This is a genomic window from Massilia forsythiae, assembly GCF_012849555.1.
Classification (GTDB): Bacteria; Pseudomonadota; Gammaproteobacteria; order Burkholderiales; family Burkholderiaceae_D; genus Telluria; species Telluria forsythiae.
Map to the genome: position 1 here is coordinate 2,496,917 of NZ_CP051685.1, position 17,456 is coordinate 2,514,372.

Genomic DNA, 17,456 nt, shown 5'->3' on the forward strand with positions numbered 1-17,456 from the left:
CGACCAGGCCCGTCCCCGAGCCGGGATGGGCCGTCCAAAAAATCAGGAGATAACATGAATGTTCGTATCAACGTCGTGAAAGCGCTGGTCGCGGCGGGCGCGCTGGCGGTGGCGGCCGGCGCCTCGGCCCAGACCAAGGGGCAGTGGGCCGTGTCGGTGGGCGTCAACCAGATCACCCCGAAGGTCGAGAGCGGTCCGATCTCGGCGCCGGCGCTGCCGAATTCCTTCGGCGACGTGGGCAAGGACACCCAGCCGGTCGTGATCTTCAACTACGGCATCACCGACAACATCTCGGCCGAAGCCGCGATCGGCACGCCCTATAAACACAAGATCTACGGCGCCGGCGCGATCGCCGAAGGCGGCCAGCTGGGCACGGTCGAGGCGCTGCCGCCGACCCTGTTCGTGCAATACCGCTTCTTCGAGCCGAACGCGGTCGTGCGTCCGTTCGTCGGCCTGGGCGCCACCTATGCGTACTTCCAGAAGGAAACCGGTTCGTTCCGCATGACGGCGCTGACCAACCCGGGCGGTTCGGCCACCACCTTCAGCATCGACAACAAGTTCACCGTGTCCGGCCAGATCGGCGCGACCTGGAACGTCAACGAGAAATGGATCGCCAACGCCGCCTTCATCAAGACCCGCCTGCGCACCGACGTGCATTTCTCGACCGGCCAGATGCAGCACATGAAGCTGGATCCGAATTCGGTGATGCTGTCGGTGGGTTACAAGTTCTAACATCGCTTGGGCGGCCGACGCCGCCAGGCTGACCGTCGTCCCCGCGCAGGCGGGGACCCATAGCGAGCATCAGAATTCGTCACTTTGGAAATACTGGGGTATTTTTCGAGTACGAATTTTTGGAAACTCAGCATGGGGTGAAGAATGCCAGTGGCATTCTTTACCCTTCGCGGGGACGACGTTTAGGCTGCCTTGATAAACAAACGTTTGCGTTACTCGGCTCAAAACGCCGCAATCCCCGTCTGCGCCCGCCCAGGATCAGCGCATGGATGTCATGCGTGCCTTCGTAGGTATTCACCACTTCCAGGTTCACCATGTGGCGGATGATCCCGAACTCGTCCGAAATCCCGTTCCCGCCCAGCATGTCGCGTGCCATGCGGGCGATGTCCAGCGCCTTGCCGCAGGAATTGCGCTTCATGATCGAGGTGATCTCGACCGCGGCCGTGCCCTCGTCCTTCATGCGGCCCAGGCGCAGGCAGCCTTGCAGGCCCAGCGTGATCTCGGTCTGCATGTCGGCCAGTTTCTTTTGCACCAGCTGGTTGGCGGCCAAGGGTTTACCGAACTGCTTGCGGTCCAGCACATACTGGCGCGCGGTGTGCCAGCAGCTTTCTGCGGCGCCGAGCGCACCCCAGGCGATGCCGTAGCGCGCCGAGTTCAGGCAGGTGAACGGGCCCTTCAGGCCGCGCACTTCGGGGAAGGCATTTTCTTCCGGGCAGAACACCTCGTCCATCACGATCTCGCCGGTGAGCGAGGCGCGCAGGCCGAACTTGCCGTGGATCGCCGGCGCGGATAGACCCTTCCAGCCCTTTTCGAGCACGAAGCCGCGGATCGCGCCTTCGTCGTCCTTGGCCCATACCACGAACACGTCCGCCACCGGCGAATTGGTGATCCACGTCTTGGCGCCGCTCAGCGAATAGCCGCCGTCGACCTTGCGCGCGCGCGTGACCATCGAGGCCGGGTCGGAGCCGTGGTTCGGCTCGGTCAGGCCGAAGCAGCCGATCCATTCGCCGGTGGCGAGTTTGGGCAGGTATTTCTGCCTGGTGTCCTCGTTGCCGAACTCGAAGATCGGCACCATCACCAGCGAGGACTGCACGCTCATCATCGAGCGGTAGCAGGAATCGACGCGTTCCACTTCGCGCGCGATCAGGCCGTAGCTGACGTAGTCCAGGCCGGGGCCGCCGTACTGTTCCGGGATGGTCGGGCCGAGCAATCCGAGTTCGCCCATTTCGCGGAAGATCGACGTGTCCATCCGTTCGTGGCGGAACGCTTCCAGGATGCGCGGCTGCAATTTGTCCTGACAGTAGGCGGCGGCGGCATCGCGCACCATGCGCTCTTCGTCGTTCAGCTGTTCGTTCAGCAGCAGCGGGTCATCCCAGTGGAAATGGGCTTTGCGGGGCGTGTCGGAACGGGTCATGGGTGTCCTGTCTCAGAAGTTCTCGTTGGAATGGGCGCCGGCGGGTGGCCATTGCGCGCGCCGGGCGGGCGGATGGCCGTGGGCTTGGCCATTATAGAAACAGGTTCCCGAGAAGGCTTTTCAAAGTGCGACAGGCATTTTCATTTTCGGGGTGTTGGTCGCGCTCGTGGCTGAACACCGGGGTCAGAGCCCACCCGGGAAAACCGGGCTCTGACCCTATAACCGGGTTCTGACCCCTAGAACCGGGCTCTGACCCTAGGTACGGCCGAACTGGCCGCCGTGGAAGAGCAGGGCGGATTGGGGAGAAACGGCGCAGTCCTCGACTTCGCCGACGAAGATGACGTGGTCGCCTTCGGGGTAGCGGCTGCGGTTGTGGCATTCGAACCAGGCGCTGACGCCCTTCAGGATCGGCTGGCCGGTGCGCGACAGTTCGTAGTCGGCTTCGTCGAACGGGTCGACGCCGCGGCGCGAGAAGCGGCGCGCCAGTTCTTCCTGGCCGGCCGACAGCACGTTGATCACGTAATGCGAATTGCCGCTGAAGATGGGCAGGCTGTTGGCCGCGCTGGCCAGGCTCCACAGCACCAGCGGCGGCTCCAGCGAGACCGAATTGAATGAACTCGCGGTCAGGCCGCGGAAGGTGCCGTCGGCCAGGCGCGTGGTGATCACGGTGACCCCGGTGGCGAACTGGGAAAGCGCTTGGCGGAAATGGGCGGAATCGAAGCCGCGTTCGGCTGCGCGAGGAGAGCTGGTATTCATCTGCGTCATTATGCCACCAATGGAATCGTGCTCCGCGCCCGCGCCGCCGCCGGCAATCATGCCCATCCATGCGCGCCATGCGCAGGCATGGGCTTTGCGGTAAAGTGCATCGTCGATGACACGATCTGCCGGGGAAAGCGATGAGTCAGCAAGCGAACGAAGTGGCGATCCTGGGCGGCGGCTGCTTCTGGTGCCTGGAGGCGGTCTACCTGGAGGTGCGCGGGGTGACCCGGGTCGAGTCGGGCTACATGGGCGGCACGTCCCCCGACCCGACCTACGAACAAGTATGCTCAGGCACGACCGGACACGCGGAAGTGGTGCGCCTGGTCTTCGATCCCGGCGTGATCGCCTACCGCGACCTCCTGGAAATCTTTTTTACCATCCACGACCCGACCACGCCGGACCGCCAGGGCAAGGACGTCGGCACCCAGTACCGCTCGGTGATCTTCACCACCTCGCCGCAGCAGGAAGCGATGGCGAAGCAGGTGATGGCCGGGATGGCGTCGGTGTGGGACGCGCCGCTCGTCACCCAGCTGTTGCCGGCCGCAACCTGGCACAAGGCCGAGGATCATCACCAGAATTACGTTGCCCGGCACCCGTTCCAGGGATATTGCGCCCTCGTGGTCGCGCCCAAGGTGGACAAGGTGCGCGCCATGTTCGCCGACCATATCCGGTAGGGTGGGCGTGGCCGGCGAGGCGGCTTCGCCGCCCACGCGTTCAACCCGCGTATGCATGGTGCCGGCAGGGTTTGAACGCGTGGTCAGCCATCAGCGATACATGCCGCGGCGCGACCAAGGTATCTGCCCCGGATCCTGCCCCGCCTTGCCGCACACGATCTGGTACAGGCCGATCCAGTCCTGCGTGAACGCGTGCGCGCACCCGGCCAGGTAGACGTGCCAGATGCGGAAGGTCTTCGGATCGGCCAGCTCGCGGATGCGCGCGGCGTTGTTCTCGAAGTTCTCGGTCCACAGGGCGCAGGTGCGTGCGTAGTGGCGGCGCAGGTTTTCCACGTCGCGCACTTCGAGGCCGCCTTCCTGCATGCTGCGCACCACGGTCGACAGGTGCGCCAGTTCGCCGTGCGGGAACACGTACTTGCCGATGAACCTGCCGCTGCCGTGTGGACTGGCGCGCTGGGCGACGTCGGTGGTGGTGATGCCGTGGTTCATGACGACGCCGTCGGCCGCCAGCAGCCGCTCGATGCGCGCGAAATAATCGGTCAGGTGCTGCACGCCGACGTGCTCGAACATGCCGACGCTGGTGATGCGGTCGAAGCGCCCGTCGACGTCGCGGTAATCCTGCAGGCGCACCTCGACGCTGCCCTGCAGGCCGGCGCGTGCGATGCGTTCGCAGGCCAGGTCGTACTGGTTCCTGGACAGCGTCACGCCGGTGCAGCACGCGCCGAAGCGCTCGGCGGCGCGCAGCACCAGCGCGCCCCAGCCGCAGCCGATGTCGAGCAGCGTCTGCCCCGGCCGCAGGTCGATCTTGGTCAGGATGTGGTCGATCTTCTTGCACTGCGCGGTGGCCAGATCTTCGTCGCCATTCTCGAAATAGGCGCAGGAATACACCATGGCCGGGTCCAGGAAATGGCCGTAGAACGCATTCGAGACGTCGTAGTGATAGCGGATCGCCTGGGCGTCGCCGGCGCGCGTGTGCGGCGAAGCGAGCAGCGCATCGAGCAGGCGCCGGCCGGGAGAACCGGCGCGCGGCGGCTTGCCGCTGGTGCCGGCCAGCGCGCTGCCGATGCGGATCATGTCGGCCGCGCGGCCCTCGATCTCGAGCGCGCCTTCGACGTAGGCTTCGCCCAGGCCGCCGAGCGAAGGCGACAGCAGGTAACGCAAGCCGCCCGGGTTCGGCACCCGGATCGTCACACGCGGCGCTTGCGCGGAAAAATCGAAACGGTGGCCGTTCCACAGCTCCACGCGCAAGGGCAGGTTGACCTTGCCGCGGATGGCGCTGGTCCAGGCGGACAGCTTGAGCTGGTCGAACACGTGTTCCTCCCGTCCGGCGTGGCCGGCCGGGCGGCCGGGCGCTCACGTCAAGGCTGCAGGCGCTCGCGCGTCCAGCCGCCGTCCGCCCGGCGCGTGTACACGATGCGGTCGTGGAAGCGCGAGCGCCGTCCCTGCCAGAATTCGATGCGTTCCGGCACCAGGCGGAAGCCGCCCCAATGATCCGGCCGCGCCGGTTCGTCGCCGGCCTGGCGCGCCACCGCCTCGTAGTTGTCTTCGAGGGCGGCGCGGCTGGCGATGGGGGCGCTCTGTGCCGACGCGATCGCCGACAGGCGGCTCTTCAGCGGGCGGCTGTTGAAATACTTGTCGCTTTCCGCCGCACTGGTGCGTTCCACTCTTCCTTCGATCCGCACCTGCCGTTCAAGTTCAGTCCAGAAGAACAGCAGCGCCGCGAACGGGTTGTGCGCCAGTTGCCGTCCCTTCTGGCTGTCGTAGTTGGTGTACCAGGCGAAGCCGCGCGCGTCGAACTGTTTGATTAACACGATGCGCGAGGTCGGGCGGCCGTCGCCGTCCACGGTGGCCACGCTCATCGCGTTCGGCTCGTTGACTTGCGCCTTGAGCGCCTGCTCGAACCAGCGCGTGAACTGGTCGATCGGGTCGTCGGCCACGTCGTTCTCGTCCAGCACGGCCTGGCCGTAGTCCTTGCGCAGGCCGGCCACCTGCTCGCCGATGGCGCTGCCGCCCACGACCGTGGCTGCGGTAGCCGGTGCTGCGGCAGCCGATGCTGCGCCAGCCGATTCCACGCCGTCCGCTGGCGGCGCGCCGGCGCAGGCCGCGCCACCCTCCGCACCGATCCCGCGCCGCCGGCGCATGGCCTGGCCCAGCTGCGCCATCTGCTGCGCGCTGAACAGGCGCAGCGCCATCGGCGCCATCGTGCCTTCCTCGCGCTCCATGTGGCTCTGGTAACTGGCGACGAAGCGCTGCACGGTGTTGGCCGCGAGCCAGGCGCCGCTGCCGTCGGCAATGGCGCGCAGCTGCTCGTGCAGGTCTTGCCACATCGCGTCCATGTCCTTGTGGTCCTGCAGGATCGACGGCGCCAGCGCCGCCAGCGTGGCCGCATCCTCGCCTTGCGCGGTGGCGTGCAGCATCGGGATCAAGTCCTGTTCCTCGTCGTCGTGGTGCAGGTGCGCCGCCTTGTCGAAGTACTTCAGCACCGCGCCGGCGGCCTGGCGCGCCTGCTCGTCGGCGCCGTGGCCGGGCAGGTGGGCCAGCAGCTTTTCCAGGGTGGCCAGCTGCTTGCGGATGCGTCCATGGCAATGTTTCAGGACCGCGATCGGCTGGTCGAAATCGGGGCGGTATCGGGAAGGGAGGGGGTCATGGTGAGTGTTGCTGTCGTGGTGTAACGCGGTGGAATTTGGTTGACTGAAAGTTATTTTAGAGCAATGAATAGGGTCGTGTCCGGTAAAATGGGCGGATCATGACATTCACTTCTCCTTCCTTCATTCCGGCGGCCGGCGGCGACGAGGTCGACTTCGGCCGCCGCTTCGGCGGCATCGCCCGCCTGTATGGCGAGCGTGCCCTGGAACGCTTCCGCACGGCGCACGTTTGCGTGGTCGGCGTCGGCGGCGTCGGGTCCTGGATCGTCGAGGCGCTGGCGCGCAGCGCGGTCGGCCGCCTGACCCTGATCGACCTGGACAACGTGGCCGAGTCGAACATCAACCGCCAGCTGCAGGCGCTGTCCTCGACCATCGGCATGCCCAAGATCGAGGCGCTGAAGCAGCGCATCGCCCTGATCAACCCCTACTGCGAAGTCGACCTGGTCGAGGATTTCATCGACCCGGACAACATTGCGCAGATGATCGGCGAAGGCCGCTTCGACTACGTGGTCGACGCCATCGACAACGTCAAGGCCAAGGCCGCGCTGATCGCCTATTGCAGCGAACGCAGGATCCCCCTGATCGTGATCGGCGGCGCCGGCGGCCAGCTCGACCCGACCAAAATCGAGGTGCGCGACCTGGCCCGCACCGAGCAGGAACCGCTGCTCAAGAAGGTGCGCAAGGTCTTGCGCGCGCACTACGGTTTCGCGCGCGGCGAAAAGAACAAGTACCACATCGACGCCGTGTTCTCGATGGAGCCGCTGCGCTATCCGGAAGCGCAAGACGCCTGCGCGATCGATCCCGGCACGATCACCGGCCTGAACTGCGCCGGCTTCGGCTCCAGCATGGTGGTCACCGCCACCTTCGGCATGGTGGCCGCCGGCCACCTGCTGCTGCGCCTGGCCGGCCAGGTCGAGGCAGCCGTGCAACCCGATGCTGGGCAACGGGAAGAGGCCTTGCTATCATAGGACCGGTCATCCAACGATCCGTGAAAGAGCTTCCATGATCCGTCGTATCGCCCTTATGAGCCTGCTGGCGGCCGCCGCTGCGGCCGGCGCCCAGAACAACGTCCAGACCGCACCCCAGGCCAGCGCCCCGGCCGCGGCCGCCGAAAGCGCGGCGGTGCCGGCCGCGGCCCAGGATACGGTCCAGAACCAGGTCCAGACCCAGGCCCAGTCCAGCGCCACCAATCCCGGCAGCACCCAGCAGACCACCGACGTGCCGGCCCAGTCCGGCCCTCAGGTGCAGGTCACCGACCACGTGGTCGGCAAGGGCAGGGAAGCCACGATCGGCAGCAAGGTCAAGGTCAACTACACCGGCTGGTTCTACAAGCCGCTGGCGAACAAGGGGCGCGGGCGCAAGTTCGACTCGTCGCTGGACGCCGGCCGCGAGCCGCTGGAATTCCAGGTCGGCGCGCGCCAGGTCATCAAGGGCTGGGACCAGGGCGTGGCCGGCATGAAGGTGGGCGGCAAGCGCACCCTGATCATCCCGAGCGACCTCGCCTACGGCAAGCGCGGCGCCGGCGGCGGTTCGATCCCGCCGGATTCGGACCTGATCTTCGACGTCGAACTGCTGGACGTGAAGTAAGACCATGTAAGTCATCCAACTGCCAGCGGGGGAAACCATGCGCATCGCCAACGACGTCACCGAACTGATCGGCAATACCCCGCTGGTGCGCATCCGCCGCATGGGGCAAGATGCGGACGGCGGCGCCCAACTCCTCGCCAAGCTGGAGTTCTATAATCCCGCGCACAGCGTGAAGGACCGCATCGGCCGGTCCATGATCGAGGCCGCCGAGCGGGCCGGCAAGATCGGCCCGGACACCGTCATCGTCGAACCCACCAGCGGCAACACCGGCATCGCGCTGGCGATGGTGTGCGCGGCGCGCGGCTACCGCTGCCGCCTGGTGATGCCGGACACCATGAGCGGCGAACGGCGCATGCTGCTGCGCGCCTACGGCGCCGAACTGGTGCTGACGCCCGGTGCGGAGGGCATGCTGGGCGCGATCCGCCGCGCCGAAGAGATCGTGGCGGCCGACCCGCACTGCTTCATGCCCCAGCAATTCAACAACCCCGCCAATCCGGACGTGCACCGCCGCACCACCGCCGAGGAAATCTGGCGCGATACCGACGGCAAGGTCGACATCCTGGTGGCGGGCGTCGGCACCGGCGGCACCATCACCGGCGTGACCGAGGTGATCAAGGCCAGGAAGCCCGGTTTCCAGGCGATCGCGGTGGAACCGCAAGCCTCGCCGATGCTCTCCAAGGGAACCAAGGGACCGCATCCGATCCAGGGCATCGGCGCCGGCTTCGTGCCGCAGGTGCTCGACACGGCCGCCTACGACGAGGTCATCGCCGTCAGCAACGAGGATGCCTTCGCCACCGCGCGCGCGGTGGCGCGCGAGGAAGGGCTGCTGGTCGGGATCTCGTCCGGCGCCGCGCTGTGGGCGGCGCTGCAGGTGGCCAGGCGGCCCGAGAACGCCGGCAAGATGATCGTGACGATCATTCCGTCGTACGGCGAGCGTTACCTGAGCACCGCGTTGTTCGCCGACCTGGCCGGGTGATTTGGCGGAACGGTGGTGTATCGATACGTGACCGGTTCGACGGCATCGACGGCGCGTATCACCGCGTGAACGGCAAAGCCGCCTCGCCGGCCACGTCCACCCTACGAATGTGCATGACCCCTACGATCGTGGCCATGATCATGGCGGTGGTCATGATCGTGATCGTGATCGTGGCCGTGCTGCTCTCCGCCATGCAATGCGCACGCGCCGTGCTTGGTCGTGCCTTGCTCCACCTGCAGCGTGCAATGGTGGATCGAGAAATCCGCGCGTAGTGCCGCCACGATGGCGTCGATCTCGGCGTCGCCCGGGTAGCCGCCCGGCATCACCAGGTGCGCCGTCAGCGCGGTCTCGGTGGTGCTCATGCCCCAGATGTGCAGGTCGTGCACCTCGGTCACGCCGGGCTGCGCCGCCAGGAAGGCCTTGACCGCCGGCGCGTCGACGCCGGCCGGCACGCCCGCCAGCGCCATCTGCACCGATTCCTTCAGCAGCGACCAGGTGGCGGCCACGATGATCACCACGATGACCAGGCTCACCGCCGGATCGAGCCAGCTCCAGCCGGTATACATGACCACCAGCCCCGACACGACCACGCCCAGCGACAGCGCGGCGTCGGCGGCCATGTGCTGGTAGGCGCCGCGCACGTTGATGTCGTCCTTGCTGCCGGACATGAACAGCCAGGCCGAGAAGCCGTTGATGGCGACGCCGACCAGCGCCACGATCGACACCGTGCTGCCGGCCACCGGTTCCGGATGGGCGAAGCGCAGCACCGCTTCCCAGGCGATGGCGCCGCAGGCCACCATCAGCAGCAGGGCATTCAGCAGGGCGGCCACGATCGAGCTGCCGCGCAGGCCGTAGGTGAAGCGGCGCGTCGGCGCGCGCCTGGTGAGCAGGGCCGCGCCCCAGGCCAGGCCGAGGCCGAGCACGTCGGACAGGTTGTGGCCGGCGTCGGCCATCAGCGCGGTCGAATTGGCGATGAAGCCGTACACGAATTCGACCGCGACGAAGGCGATGTTCAGGCCGATCGCCAACGCGAAGGCGCGCCCGGCGTCCGCCGGGTCGGCGTGGTGGTGGTGGTGTCCATGGCCGTGGCCATGGTCGTGGGCGTGCTGGTGGCTCATGCGTCAAGTCCTGTGGTGGGTTCGGCGATGTGTTCGAACATGTTCGTGAGCAGGCTGCTGATGTGGGCGTCGGCGGCCGCGTAGAACACCTGCTTGCCCTGGCGCTCGGCCTTCACGATGCGCGCCGCGCGCAGCAGGCGCAGGTGGTGGCTGACCAGCGAACTGGAGAGATCCAGGGCGGCGGCGATGTCGCCCACCGCGGTCGGCTGCGCCAGGCAGGACAGCACGATGCGCAGGCGGGTCGGGTCGCCCAGCAGGTGGAACAGGTCGGCGACTTCGTCGACCAGGTGATCGATATCGGGTGGCATGCTCATAATCAACGTGTGAAGAATTGTTCACATGTTAGTCGAATTTGCAGGCTTGGTGCAAGGCCGTTGTGGATGCGCGCATACACTGCCGGGCCCAGGGCTTTCTTCTATTCAATTCAAAAAAAATGAAATATAGTTTATTTTCAATATCACCGAACGCTCCCATGCCCAAGCATCCCTCCGCGCCGGCGTCGCCCGTCGACACCCTATGCCGGTTGTCCGCCGCCTGCGCGACTTGCCTGGCGCTGGCCCTGCCGGCGCAGGCGCAATCCACGCCGGCCGCGCTTGCTGCGCCTACTGCGCCTGCCGCCCCGGCGCTGACCGATCCGCTGCCGGTCAACCCGGCACTCAAGCTGGGCAAGCTGGACAACGGCCTGACCTACTACATCCAGAAGAACGCCAAACCGGCCCAGCGCGTCGAACTGCGGCTGGTCGTGAAAGCCGGCTCGATCCTGGAAGACGACGACCAGCGCGGCCTGGCCCATTTCATCGAGCACATGGGCTTCAACGGCAGCACCCATTTCAGGAAGCACGAACTGGTGTCCTACCTGCAGTCGATCGGCGTGCGCTTCGGCGCCGACCTGAACGCCCAGACCGGCTTCGATTCGACCATCTACATGCTGCCGATCCCGACCGACAAGCCGGACAACCTGGAGCGGGGTTTCCAGGTGCTGGAAGACTGGGCCCACGGCATGGCCCTCGGAACCCAGGAAATCGATGACGAGCGCAGCATCATCCTCGAGGAAAAGCGCCTGCGCAGCGGCTACGGCGCGCGCTGGCTGGAAGCGGCCTTGCCCAAGTTGGCCAACGGCGCTCGCTACCAGGACCGCCTGCCGATCGGCACCGAGGACTCGATCCTGCACAGCCGCCCCGACGCACTGCGCCGCTTCTATGCCGACTGGTACCGCCCCGACCTGATGGCGGTGATCGTGGTCGGCGACATCGATCCGGCTGAGGCCGAGCGCATGGTGCGGCGCCATTTCTCCACCCTGGCGATGCCGAGCAAACCGCGTGCGCTTCCGCTCACGCCGCTGCCGCCGCTGGGCGCGCCCGAGGCGCTGGTATTCCTCGACCGGGAAGCGCCCAACAGCAGCGTGCAGCTGATCTATTCGCTGTACCGGCGCCGGCCGGACGCCACGGTCGGCGACTATCGCCAGGACCTGGTGCGGCGCCTGTTCGCCGGCATGATGGGCATGCGCATGGCGCGCCAGATCCAGCTGGCCGAACCGCCGTTCGTGCAGGGCTTCGCCGGCGAGACCGGCGTGCCGTTCGGAATCAACCAGCGCCAGTACGCCGCCGGCGCCACGGTGGGCAAGGCCGGCGTGGATGCCGCCATCGATGCGCTGGTGCAGCAGAACCAGCGCGCGCGCCAGTTCGGCTTCAGCGAGTCGGAACTGGATGTGGCCAAGCGCAGCGTGCTGGCCGCCTACGACTACGGTTACCGCTCGCGCGACACGCGCGATTCGGCGCAGGTGCTGGCCGAATACATCCGCAACTTCCTCACCGGCGAGGCGATTCCCGGCAGCGAGAACGAATACGGCTACGCCAAGGCCTTCATGCCGGGCGTGACGCTGGAGGAAGTCAACGCCTATGCCAGGACGGTCATCCCGGCGACGGCGCCGAAGACGGTGCTGTACACCAGCAACAGCGCCAACGCGCAAACCGCGCCGACCGGCCCGGCCCTGCTGGCGCGGGTGGACGCCGCGCAAACGCTGCCGGTGGAAAAGACCATCGACAAGCCGGTGGTCGGCAAGCTGATGAGCTACAAGCCGGAGCCGGGCGCCATCGTCGCGCAAAGCCGGGACGAAGCGCTCGGCCTGACCCGGCTGACGCTGTCGAACGGCGTCAAGGTGGTGCTCAAGCCGACCGGGTTCAGCAAGGACAGCGTGCAGATGGCGGCGGTGCGTCCCGGCGGCCAGATGCTGTTCCCGGACGCCGACAAGACCGCGGCGCGCTTCGCGGCGGCGGTGCAGGGGGCGATGGGCGTGGCCTCGTACAGCCCGTCCGACCTGCGCAACGTGCTGGCGGGCAGGAACGTCACCGCCGGTGCCGGCATGAGCAACTATGCCGATTTCTTGAACGGGCGCAGCAGCAGCGAGGACGTCGAGACGCTGCTGCAGCTGAACTACCTGGCGATGACCAATCCGCGCCGCGACGAAAACCTGTTCCGCGGCTTCGTCGGCCGCAGCGCCGAGCAAGTGCAGGGCCGCGCCGCCGTGCCCGAGGCGCGCTTCGCCGATGCGCGCCTGCAGGCGCTGTACGGCGGCCACCCGCGCGTCGAGCTGCAGCCGCGTCCGGCGGACTTCGAGACCCTGAACCTGGACCGCACCCTGACCCTGTTCCGCTCGCGCATGGCCAGCGCCAAGGGCATGACCTTCTTCTTCGTCGGCGACTTCGACGTCGAGGCCATCAAGCCGCTGCTGGCGACCTACGTGGCGACCCTGCCGGTGACCGACCTGGCGCTGCACTACCGCGACCCGGGCATCCGCCAGGTGCCGGGCGTGGTGCGCAAGCAATTCAAGGCCGGCCTGGAGCAGAAGAGCATCGTCAGCGTCGACTTCAGCGGCGACGTGCCGTATTCGAAGGACGAGTCGACGGCGTTCCGCGTCCTGCTCGGCGTGCTCAACCTGCGCATCACCGACGCGCTGCGCGAAAAGCAGAAGCTGATCTACAGCGGCAGCGCCGGCGGCAGGTACGAGATGATCCCGCGCGGCGCCTATTCCCTGGCGATCCAGCTGCCGACCGCCCCGCAGAACGTGGAAAAGGTGGAGGCCGGCCTGTGGGCCGAGATCGCGCGCCTGCAGGACCAGGGGCCGAGCGCGGAAGACCTGGACAAGGTCAAGCAGGCACTGCTGCAGGGTTACCGCAAGTCGATGCGCGAGAACGGCTACTGGCTGCAAACCATGCAGACGGCGGTGCTGGAAGGCAGCGACGTGCACGATATCCTGACGCTGGAACAGCGCGTCGATGCGGTGACGGCGGCGCGGGTGCAGGCGGCCGCCAGGCGCTTCCTGAACCGCCAGCAGTACGTGGAGATGGTGCTCGAGCCGGAAGCGTGACCGCCCGTCACGGCAGCAGGCCGTCGGTGTCGCGCGTTTCCGGCCGGCCCAGGCCCAGCGGCGCCAGCTGCGGCGCGATGCGCGCGCGGTCGCCCACCGCCACCACGGTCATCCGATCCGGCCGCAGGTACTTGCCGGCCGCGGCGCGCACCTGGGCCGCGTCGACGCGCCGGAAACGCCCGGGCAGGGTATTCCAGTAGTCGGGCGGCAGGTCGAACACCCAGGTCTCGGCCAGGCTGGCGCCGATGCCGCTGTTGGTCTCGAACCGGCCCGGCAGCGAATACACCTGCGCATCGCGCGCGCCGGCCAGTTCCTGCGGCGGCAGCACGCGCTCGCGCAGCTTGCGCACTTCCCTGAAGATTTCCGCGACGGACGCGCCGGTGACGTCGGTGCGCACGCTGCCGGCGATCGTGAACGGGCCCGGCGTGCGGTGGTAGCGGAAGCTTGAAAACATGCCGTAGCTGTAGCCCTTGTCCTCGCGCAGGTTGAGGTTGATGCGGCTGGAGAACAGGCCGCCCAGCGCCGCGTTCATGACTTCCATGGCGGCATAGTCCGGGGTGGCGCGCGGCGCCGCCAGCGTGGCCACGCGCAGCGCGGTCTGCGGCGCGCCCGGCTTGTCGACGATGACCAGGCGCGCGCCGCTGCCGGCCGGTTTGCCCGGTGCCGCGGGCGCCGCGACGGCGGGCGTCCAGGCGCCGAAGCGGGCCAGCGCCAGGGCGCGCAGCTCGTCCTGCGTGATGGCGCCGGAAACGACCAGGGCGGCGTTGGACGGCACGTAATGGCGGCGCCAGAACGCCGCCAGTTCGTTGCGGGTGACGGCGCGGATCGCCGCTTCGGTGCCGAGCTGGCCGTAGCCGTACGGATGGCGCTGGCCGTACAGCGCGCCGGCCGCCGCCACCGCCGCCACCAGGGCCGGATCGTCGCGCCGGCGCGCCAGGTCGCCCAGGCGCGCGGCGCGCTGGCGCTCCACCTCGGCGGTCGGGAAGGCGGGGTGCTGCACCACGTCGGCCAGCACGTCGAGCGCCTGCGCGAAGGTGGCGCGCAGCGACAGCAGCGACACGGTGGAGGCATCGGCGCCGCTTTCGCTGCCGAGGAAGGCGCCCAGCTGCGCGATCTCGTCGGCGATGCGCGGCGCGCTGCGCGTGGCGGTGCCCTCCTGCAGCAGCTGCGCGGTGAAGCCGGCCAGGCCGGGCCGGTCCTCGGGGTTGGCGTCCGAGCCGCTCCTGACGACTAGCTCGGCCGCCACCAGCGGCAGCGCCGGGTTGTAGTGGTGGATCACGGTCAGGCCGTTGGGCAGCTTGAACGACGCGCGCCGCGGCAGCGCGAAGACCGGCGCCGGGCCCGGCCTGGGCGGCGTGTTGCGCCATGGCTCGTCGCGGTTGATGGCGGCGGGCGCAGGGGGTACTGCGGCGGCGCCGACGGCTGGCGCAAGGGTAATGGCTGGCGTAGCGCCGTCGGCCTCGGCGGCGCCGGACGCAGGTTCCGCAGCGCCTGCCGGCTGCGCCGCCGCCGGAACCGGCAGGTCCGGCCCGAGCGCCGGCTTGCCCGGCACGCCCGCCACCAGCACGCGCGCGTCCGGGCGCAGGTAGTCGCGCACCACGCGGCGCACGTCCAGGGCGCTGACGCGGCGCAGGCGCTCGATGTCGCGCGCCAGGTAGCCGGGGTCGCCGGTGGCCTGATTGTAGTGGTTCAGGCGGTCGGCCAGGCCGTCGCCGCCCAGCTTTTCGATCGAGCCCAGCATTGCCGTCTCGATGGTGTTGCGGGCGCGTTCCACTTCGGCGTCGGACGGACCGAGGTCGCGCAGCGCCGCCAATTCGGCGTCGATGGCGCGTTCGAGCTCGTCCACGCCGTGGCCGGGGCGGGCGGTGGCGTCGATCACGAAGGTCGAGACCAGTGCGTTGGCGTTCTGCGCCGCCGCCGCTTCCTGGGCGATCTGGCGCTCGTACACCAGCGTCTTGTACAGGCGCGAGCTCTTGCCGCCGGCCAGGATCTGCGCCGTCACCGCCAGCTCGGCGTCGCCGTCGCGGTAGGCCGGCGGCGTGAGCCAGCCCATGTACAGGCGCGGCAGCTCGACCCGGTCGGCCACCGTCACGCGCCGTTCGCGCGCGATCGGCGGCGTCACGGTGACGGGCGCCGCCACCGGCGCACTGCGCTTGAAGCTGCCGAAGTACTTGTCGACCAGTGCGCGCGTCTTGCGCTTGTCGATGTCGCCGGCGATCACGATGCTGGCGTTGTTGGGGCCGTAGTAGCGGGCGAAGAAGTCGCGCACGTCGGCCAGTTTCGCGTTCTGGATGTCGGCGTGCGAGCCGATTACCGCCGCATAGTAGGGGTGATCCTGGGGGAACAGCGCGTGGTTCAACGCTTCCTCGACGATGCCGTAGGGCCGGTTCTCGACGCTCTGGCGGCGTTCGTTGCGCACCACGTCCTGCTGGTTCGACAGCGCGGCCTGGTCGAGCACGTCGAGCAGGTAGCCCATGCGGTCGGCGTGCACCCACAGCGCCAGTTCGAGCCGGTTGGAGGGGACGGTGTCGTAGTAGTTGGTGCGGTCGTAGTCGGTGCTGCCGTTGCTGTCGGTGGCGCCGGCGCCTTCCAGCAGGCGGTCGGCCAGGCCGCGCGGCAAATGCCGGGTACCGGCGAACATCATGTGCTCGAACAGGTGCGCGAAGCCGGTCAGGCCGGGCGCCTCGTTGGCCGGGCCGACGTGGTACCAGATGTTGACGGCGACGATCGGCAGGCGGTGGTCCTCGACCAGGATCAGTTCCAGGCCGTTGGGCAGCACGGTCTTTTCGAAGGCAACCCGGGGCAGGGCGGCGGGCGAGGCGGCCACGGCGGCGACCTCGGGCAGCAGCGCCGTCGGCGGCAGGCCGGCGCCGTCCTGGCCGGCGGCGTGCGCACCCGGCAACGGCGCCGCCAGCAGGGGCAGCAGAAACAGTGGACGCAGTCTAGACAGCGGGAACACGTGCGGCAGGCGCGGTTTCATGGCGGCTCCAGTCGGCGGCGCGGTCGGATGGCGGGATGCGGTGCCCCGATGATAGCCCGGCGGGTGCCGTCATGACATCGCGGCGGCGCACGTCGATCTCAGCGGCACGTGTCGCTGCCGCGGTCCGGCGGCGCCGCCTCGAACGGCGTGATCTTGTTCGATTCCAGGAACGCCCAGTCGTAGCCGTCTTCGCGCAGGCGCAGGCGCAGCACGCCGGTGCGGCTGCTGTCGCGCAGCTCGCTGTTGGCCACCGTCAGCAGGAACGGCGTCGGGAAGGCACCGCCGGTGCCGACCACGAACTGGCGCACGCCGTGCGCGCGGTCGAGCCGGCCGTGCGCATCCTGCGGCGCGAAGCGTTCGTATTCGTGGTCGTGCCCGGACAACACCAGTTCGGCGCCGGCCTGCTGCAGCAGTTCCCAGGCATCGCGCATCGCCGGCACGCTGCCGTGGCCGCCGGAGCTGTACAGCGGATGGTGCCAGAACGCGAGCAGGCAGCGCGCCGGGTGCGCGGCCAGGTCGGCGCGCAGCCAGGCCAGTTGCGCCGCCTGCCGGTCCGGTCCCAGGTTGCTGTCGAGCGAGACGACGTGCCAGCCCTGCAGGTCGATGCTGTAGTAGCCGGGGCCGGCGCGCGCGCCGAAATAGGCGAAATAGGGCGCGGCGTTCGCGGTGGCGTATTCGTGGTTGCCGGGCGCCGGCCAGGTGCGCGCCTTGAAGCGGCCCCAGGTCGGCTCGTAGCAGTCGCTGAATTCGCGCGCGGTGCCGATCGGGTAGGTATGGTCGCCCAGGGTCAACACCACCGCGTCCGGCTCGCGCGCCAGGCCGGCGGCGACGGTGGCGGCGGTGGCGGCCGCGCCCGACCAGGCCGCGGCGCGGTAGCGGCAGTCGGCGATGTCGCCCGCCGCGTACACGGTGATGCCGGCGCCGGCGCGCGTACTGGCGTCGCTCGTCGCGCTGGTGCCCGGGCCGCTGCTGCCTGAAACGATACTGCCCGTCGTGCCGCTGCCGGCCGTGGCGCCGGTGTACGGACGCGCCAGCGCCGCCGCGTCCGCGCCGTCGGTGCGCGGGGCGCTCGTCTGGGGCGCCGCGCAACCGGCCAGGACAGCGCCGGCCAGCGCCAGCGCGGCGGCGGCCGCCGCCAACTGGTGCGCCATCCATGGATGCGCCGGCGATGAGCGCGCCGGCCAGATGCGCGTCCGTCGCGCCG

Annotated in this window: 13 protein-coding genes and 1 pseudogene; 6 read left to right on the plus strand and 8 right to left on the minus strand. The window is 68.5% G+C overall.

The window, feature by feature from the left end:
- The first annotated feature begins 54 nt into the window (after positions 1–54).
- A complete protein-coding gene (locus HH212_RS10800; RefSeq protein ID WP_170202479.1) occupies positions 55–732 on the plus strand; it encodes an OmpW/AlkL family protein in 678 nt (225 codons plus the stop codon).
- A 221-nt stretch (positions 733–953) separates the two neighbouring features.
- Here the strand turns inward: HH212_RS10800 and HH212_RS10805 are convergent.
- Positions 954–2,146, minus strand: a pseudogene (locus tag HH212_RS10805) (acyl-CoA dehydrogenase).
- Positions 2,147–2,401: 255 nt separating this feature from the next.
- Complete coding sequence (locus HH212_RS10810) at positions 2,402–2,902, minus strand: flavin reductase family protein (RefSeq protein ID WP_170205380.1); 501 nt, start codon at positions 2,900–2,902, stop codon at positions 2,402–2,404.
- A 140-nt stretch (positions 2,903–3,042) separates the two neighbouring features.
- Here HH212_RS10810 and msrA point away from each other — a divergent pair, with 140 nt between their 5' ends.
- Positions 3,043–3,579, plus strand: a complete 537-nt coding sequence (msrA, locus tag HH212_RS10815; RefSeq protein ID WP_170202481.1) for a peptide-methionine (S)-S-oxide reductase MsrA — start codon at positions 3,043–3,045, stop codon at positions 3,577–3,579.
- 90 nt (positions 3,580–3,669) lie between these two features.
- Here msrA and HH212_RS10820 read toward each other — a convergent pair whose 3' ends face one another.
- Together HH212_RS10820 and pdxH are read right to left on the minus strand one after the other, a co-directional pair.
- Entirely contained in the window at positions 3,670–4,890 is a 1,221-nt protein-coding gene (locus tag HH212_RS10820; protein WP_170202482.1) for a class I SAM-dependent methyltransferase, read from the minus strand.
- A gap of 47 nt (positions 4,891–4,937) precedes the next feature.
- Positions 4,938–6,182 (minus strand): pyridoxamine 5'-phosphate oxidase, encoded by a 1,245-nt coding sequence (pdxH, locus tag HH212_RS10825; protein WP_229217732.1) that lies wholly within the window; start codon positions 6,180–6,182, stop codon positions 4,938–4,940.
- Between the two features lie 143 nt (positions 6,183–6,325).
- Between pdxH and tcdA the strand changes: the two genes are divergently transcribed.
- The 3 genes from tcdA to cysK are packed head-to-tail and all read left to right on the plus strand — an operon-like array spanning position 6,326 to position 8,787.
- Complete coding sequence (tcdA, locus tag HH212_RS10830) at positions 6,326–7,192, plus strand: tRNA cyclic N6-threonylcarbamoyladenosine(37) synthase TcdA (protein ID WP_170202483.1); 867 nt, start codon at positions 6,326–6,328, stop codon at positions 7,190–7,192.
- A gap of 34 nt (positions 7,193–7,226) precedes the next feature.
- Complete coding sequence (locus HH212_RS10835) at positions 7,227–7,811, plus strand: FKBP-type peptidyl-prolyl cis-trans isomerase (protein ID WP_170202484.1); 585 nt, start codon at positions 7,227–7,229, stop codon at positions 7,809–7,811.
- Positions 7,812–7,848: 37 nt separating this feature from the next.
- Entirely contained in the window at positions 7,849–8,787 is a 939-nt protein-coding gene (gene cysK, locus HH212_RS10840; protein ID WP_170202485.1) for a cysteine synthase A, read from the plus strand.
- Positions 8,788–8,888: 101 nt separating this feature from the next.
- Here the strand turns inward: cysK and HH212_RS10845 are convergent, their stop codons facing one another.
- Together HH212_RS10845 and HH212_RS10850 are read right to left on the minus strand one after the other, a co-directional pair.
- On the minus strand, positions 8,889–9,905 hold the full coding sequence (locus HH212_RS10845; protein ID WP_170202486.1) for a cation diffusion facilitator family transporter: 1,017 nt from the start codon (positions 9,903–9,905) through the stop codon (positions 8,889–8,891).
- Positions 9,902–10,213, minus strand: a complete 312-nt coding sequence (locus HH212_RS10850; RefSeq protein ID WP_370663915.1) for an ArsR/SmtB family transcription factor — start codon at positions 10,211–10,213, stop codon at positions 9,902–9,904. Before HH212_RS10850 ends, HH212_RS10845 begins: the two co-directional genes overlap by 4 nt.
- 164 nt (positions 10,214–10,377) lie before the next feature.
- On the opposite strand from HH212_RS10850, the gene HH212_RS10855 reads away from it, so the two are divergent.
- On the plus strand, positions 10,378–13,272 hold the full coding sequence (locus HH212_RS10855) for a M16 family metallopeptidase (protein ID WP_170202488.1): 2,895 nt from the start codon (positions 10,378–10,380) through the stop codon (positions 13,270–13,272).
- A 7-nt stretch (positions 13,273–13,279) separates the two neighbouring features.
- Here the strand turns inward: HH212_RS10855 and HH212_RS10860 are convergent, their stop codons facing one another.
- Entirely contained in the window at positions 13,280–16,252 is a 2,973-nt protein-coding gene (locus HH212_RS10860; RefSeq protein ID WP_170202489.1) for a M16 family metallopeptidase, read from the minus strand.
- A gap of 98 nt (positions 16,253–16,350) precedes the next feature.
- Positions 16,351–17,403, minus strand: a complete 1,053-nt coding sequence (locus HH212_RS10865; RefSeq protein ID WP_170202490.1) for a metallophosphoesterase family protein — start codon at positions 17,401–17,403, stop codon at positions 16,351–16,353.
- Positions 17,404–17,456: the final 53 nt, after the last annotated feature.

Excerpts from the sequence above, each read along its gene's own strand:
- HH212_RS10845 (WP_170202486.1), bottom strand. The coding sequence starts at position 9,905 with ATGAGCCACCAGCACGCCCACGACCATGGCCACGGCCATGGACACCAC.
- msrA (WP_170202481.1), top strand. The coding sequence starts at position 3,043 with ATGAGTCAGCAAGCGAACGAAGTGGCGATCCTGGGCGGCGGCTGCTTC.
- HH212_RS10860 (WP_170202489.1), bottom strand. The coding sequence starts at position 16,252 with ATGAAACCGCGCCTGCCGCACGTGTTCCCGCTGTCTAGACTGCGTCCA.
- HH212_RS10835 (WP_170202484.1), top strand. The coding sequence starts at position 7,227 with ATGATCCGTCGTATCGCCCTTATGAGCCTGCTGGCGGCCGCCGCTGCG.
- HH212_RS10810 (WP_170205380.1), bottom strand. The coding sequence starts at position 2,902 with ATGAATACCAGCTCTCCTCGCGCAGCCGAACGCGGCTTCGATTCCGCC.
- cysK (WP_170202485.1), top strand. The coding sequence starts at position 7,849 with ATGCGCATCGCCAACGACGTCACCGAACTGATCGGCAATACCCCGCTG.
- tcdA (WP_170202483.1), top strand. The coding sequence starts at position 6,326 with ATGACATTCACTTCTCCTTCCTTCATTCCGGCGGCCGGCGGCGACGAG.
- HH212_RS10855 (WP_170202488.1), top strand. The coding sequence starts at position 10,378 with ATGCCCAAGCATCCCTCCGCGCCGGCGTCGCCCGTCGACACCCTATGC.
- HH212_RS10865 (WP_170202490.1), bottom strand. The coding sequence starts at position 17,403 with ATGGCGCACCAGTTGGCGGCGGCCGCCGCCGCGCTGGCGCTGGCCGGC.
- HH212_RS10850 (WP_370663915.1), bottom strand. The coding sequence starts at position 10,213 with ATGCCACCCGATATCGATCACCTGGTCGACGAAGTCGCCGACCTGTTC.
- HH212_RS10800 (WP_170202479.1), top strand. The coding sequence starts at position 55 with ATGAATGTTCGTATCAACGTCGTGAAAGCGCTGGTCGCGGCGGGCGCG.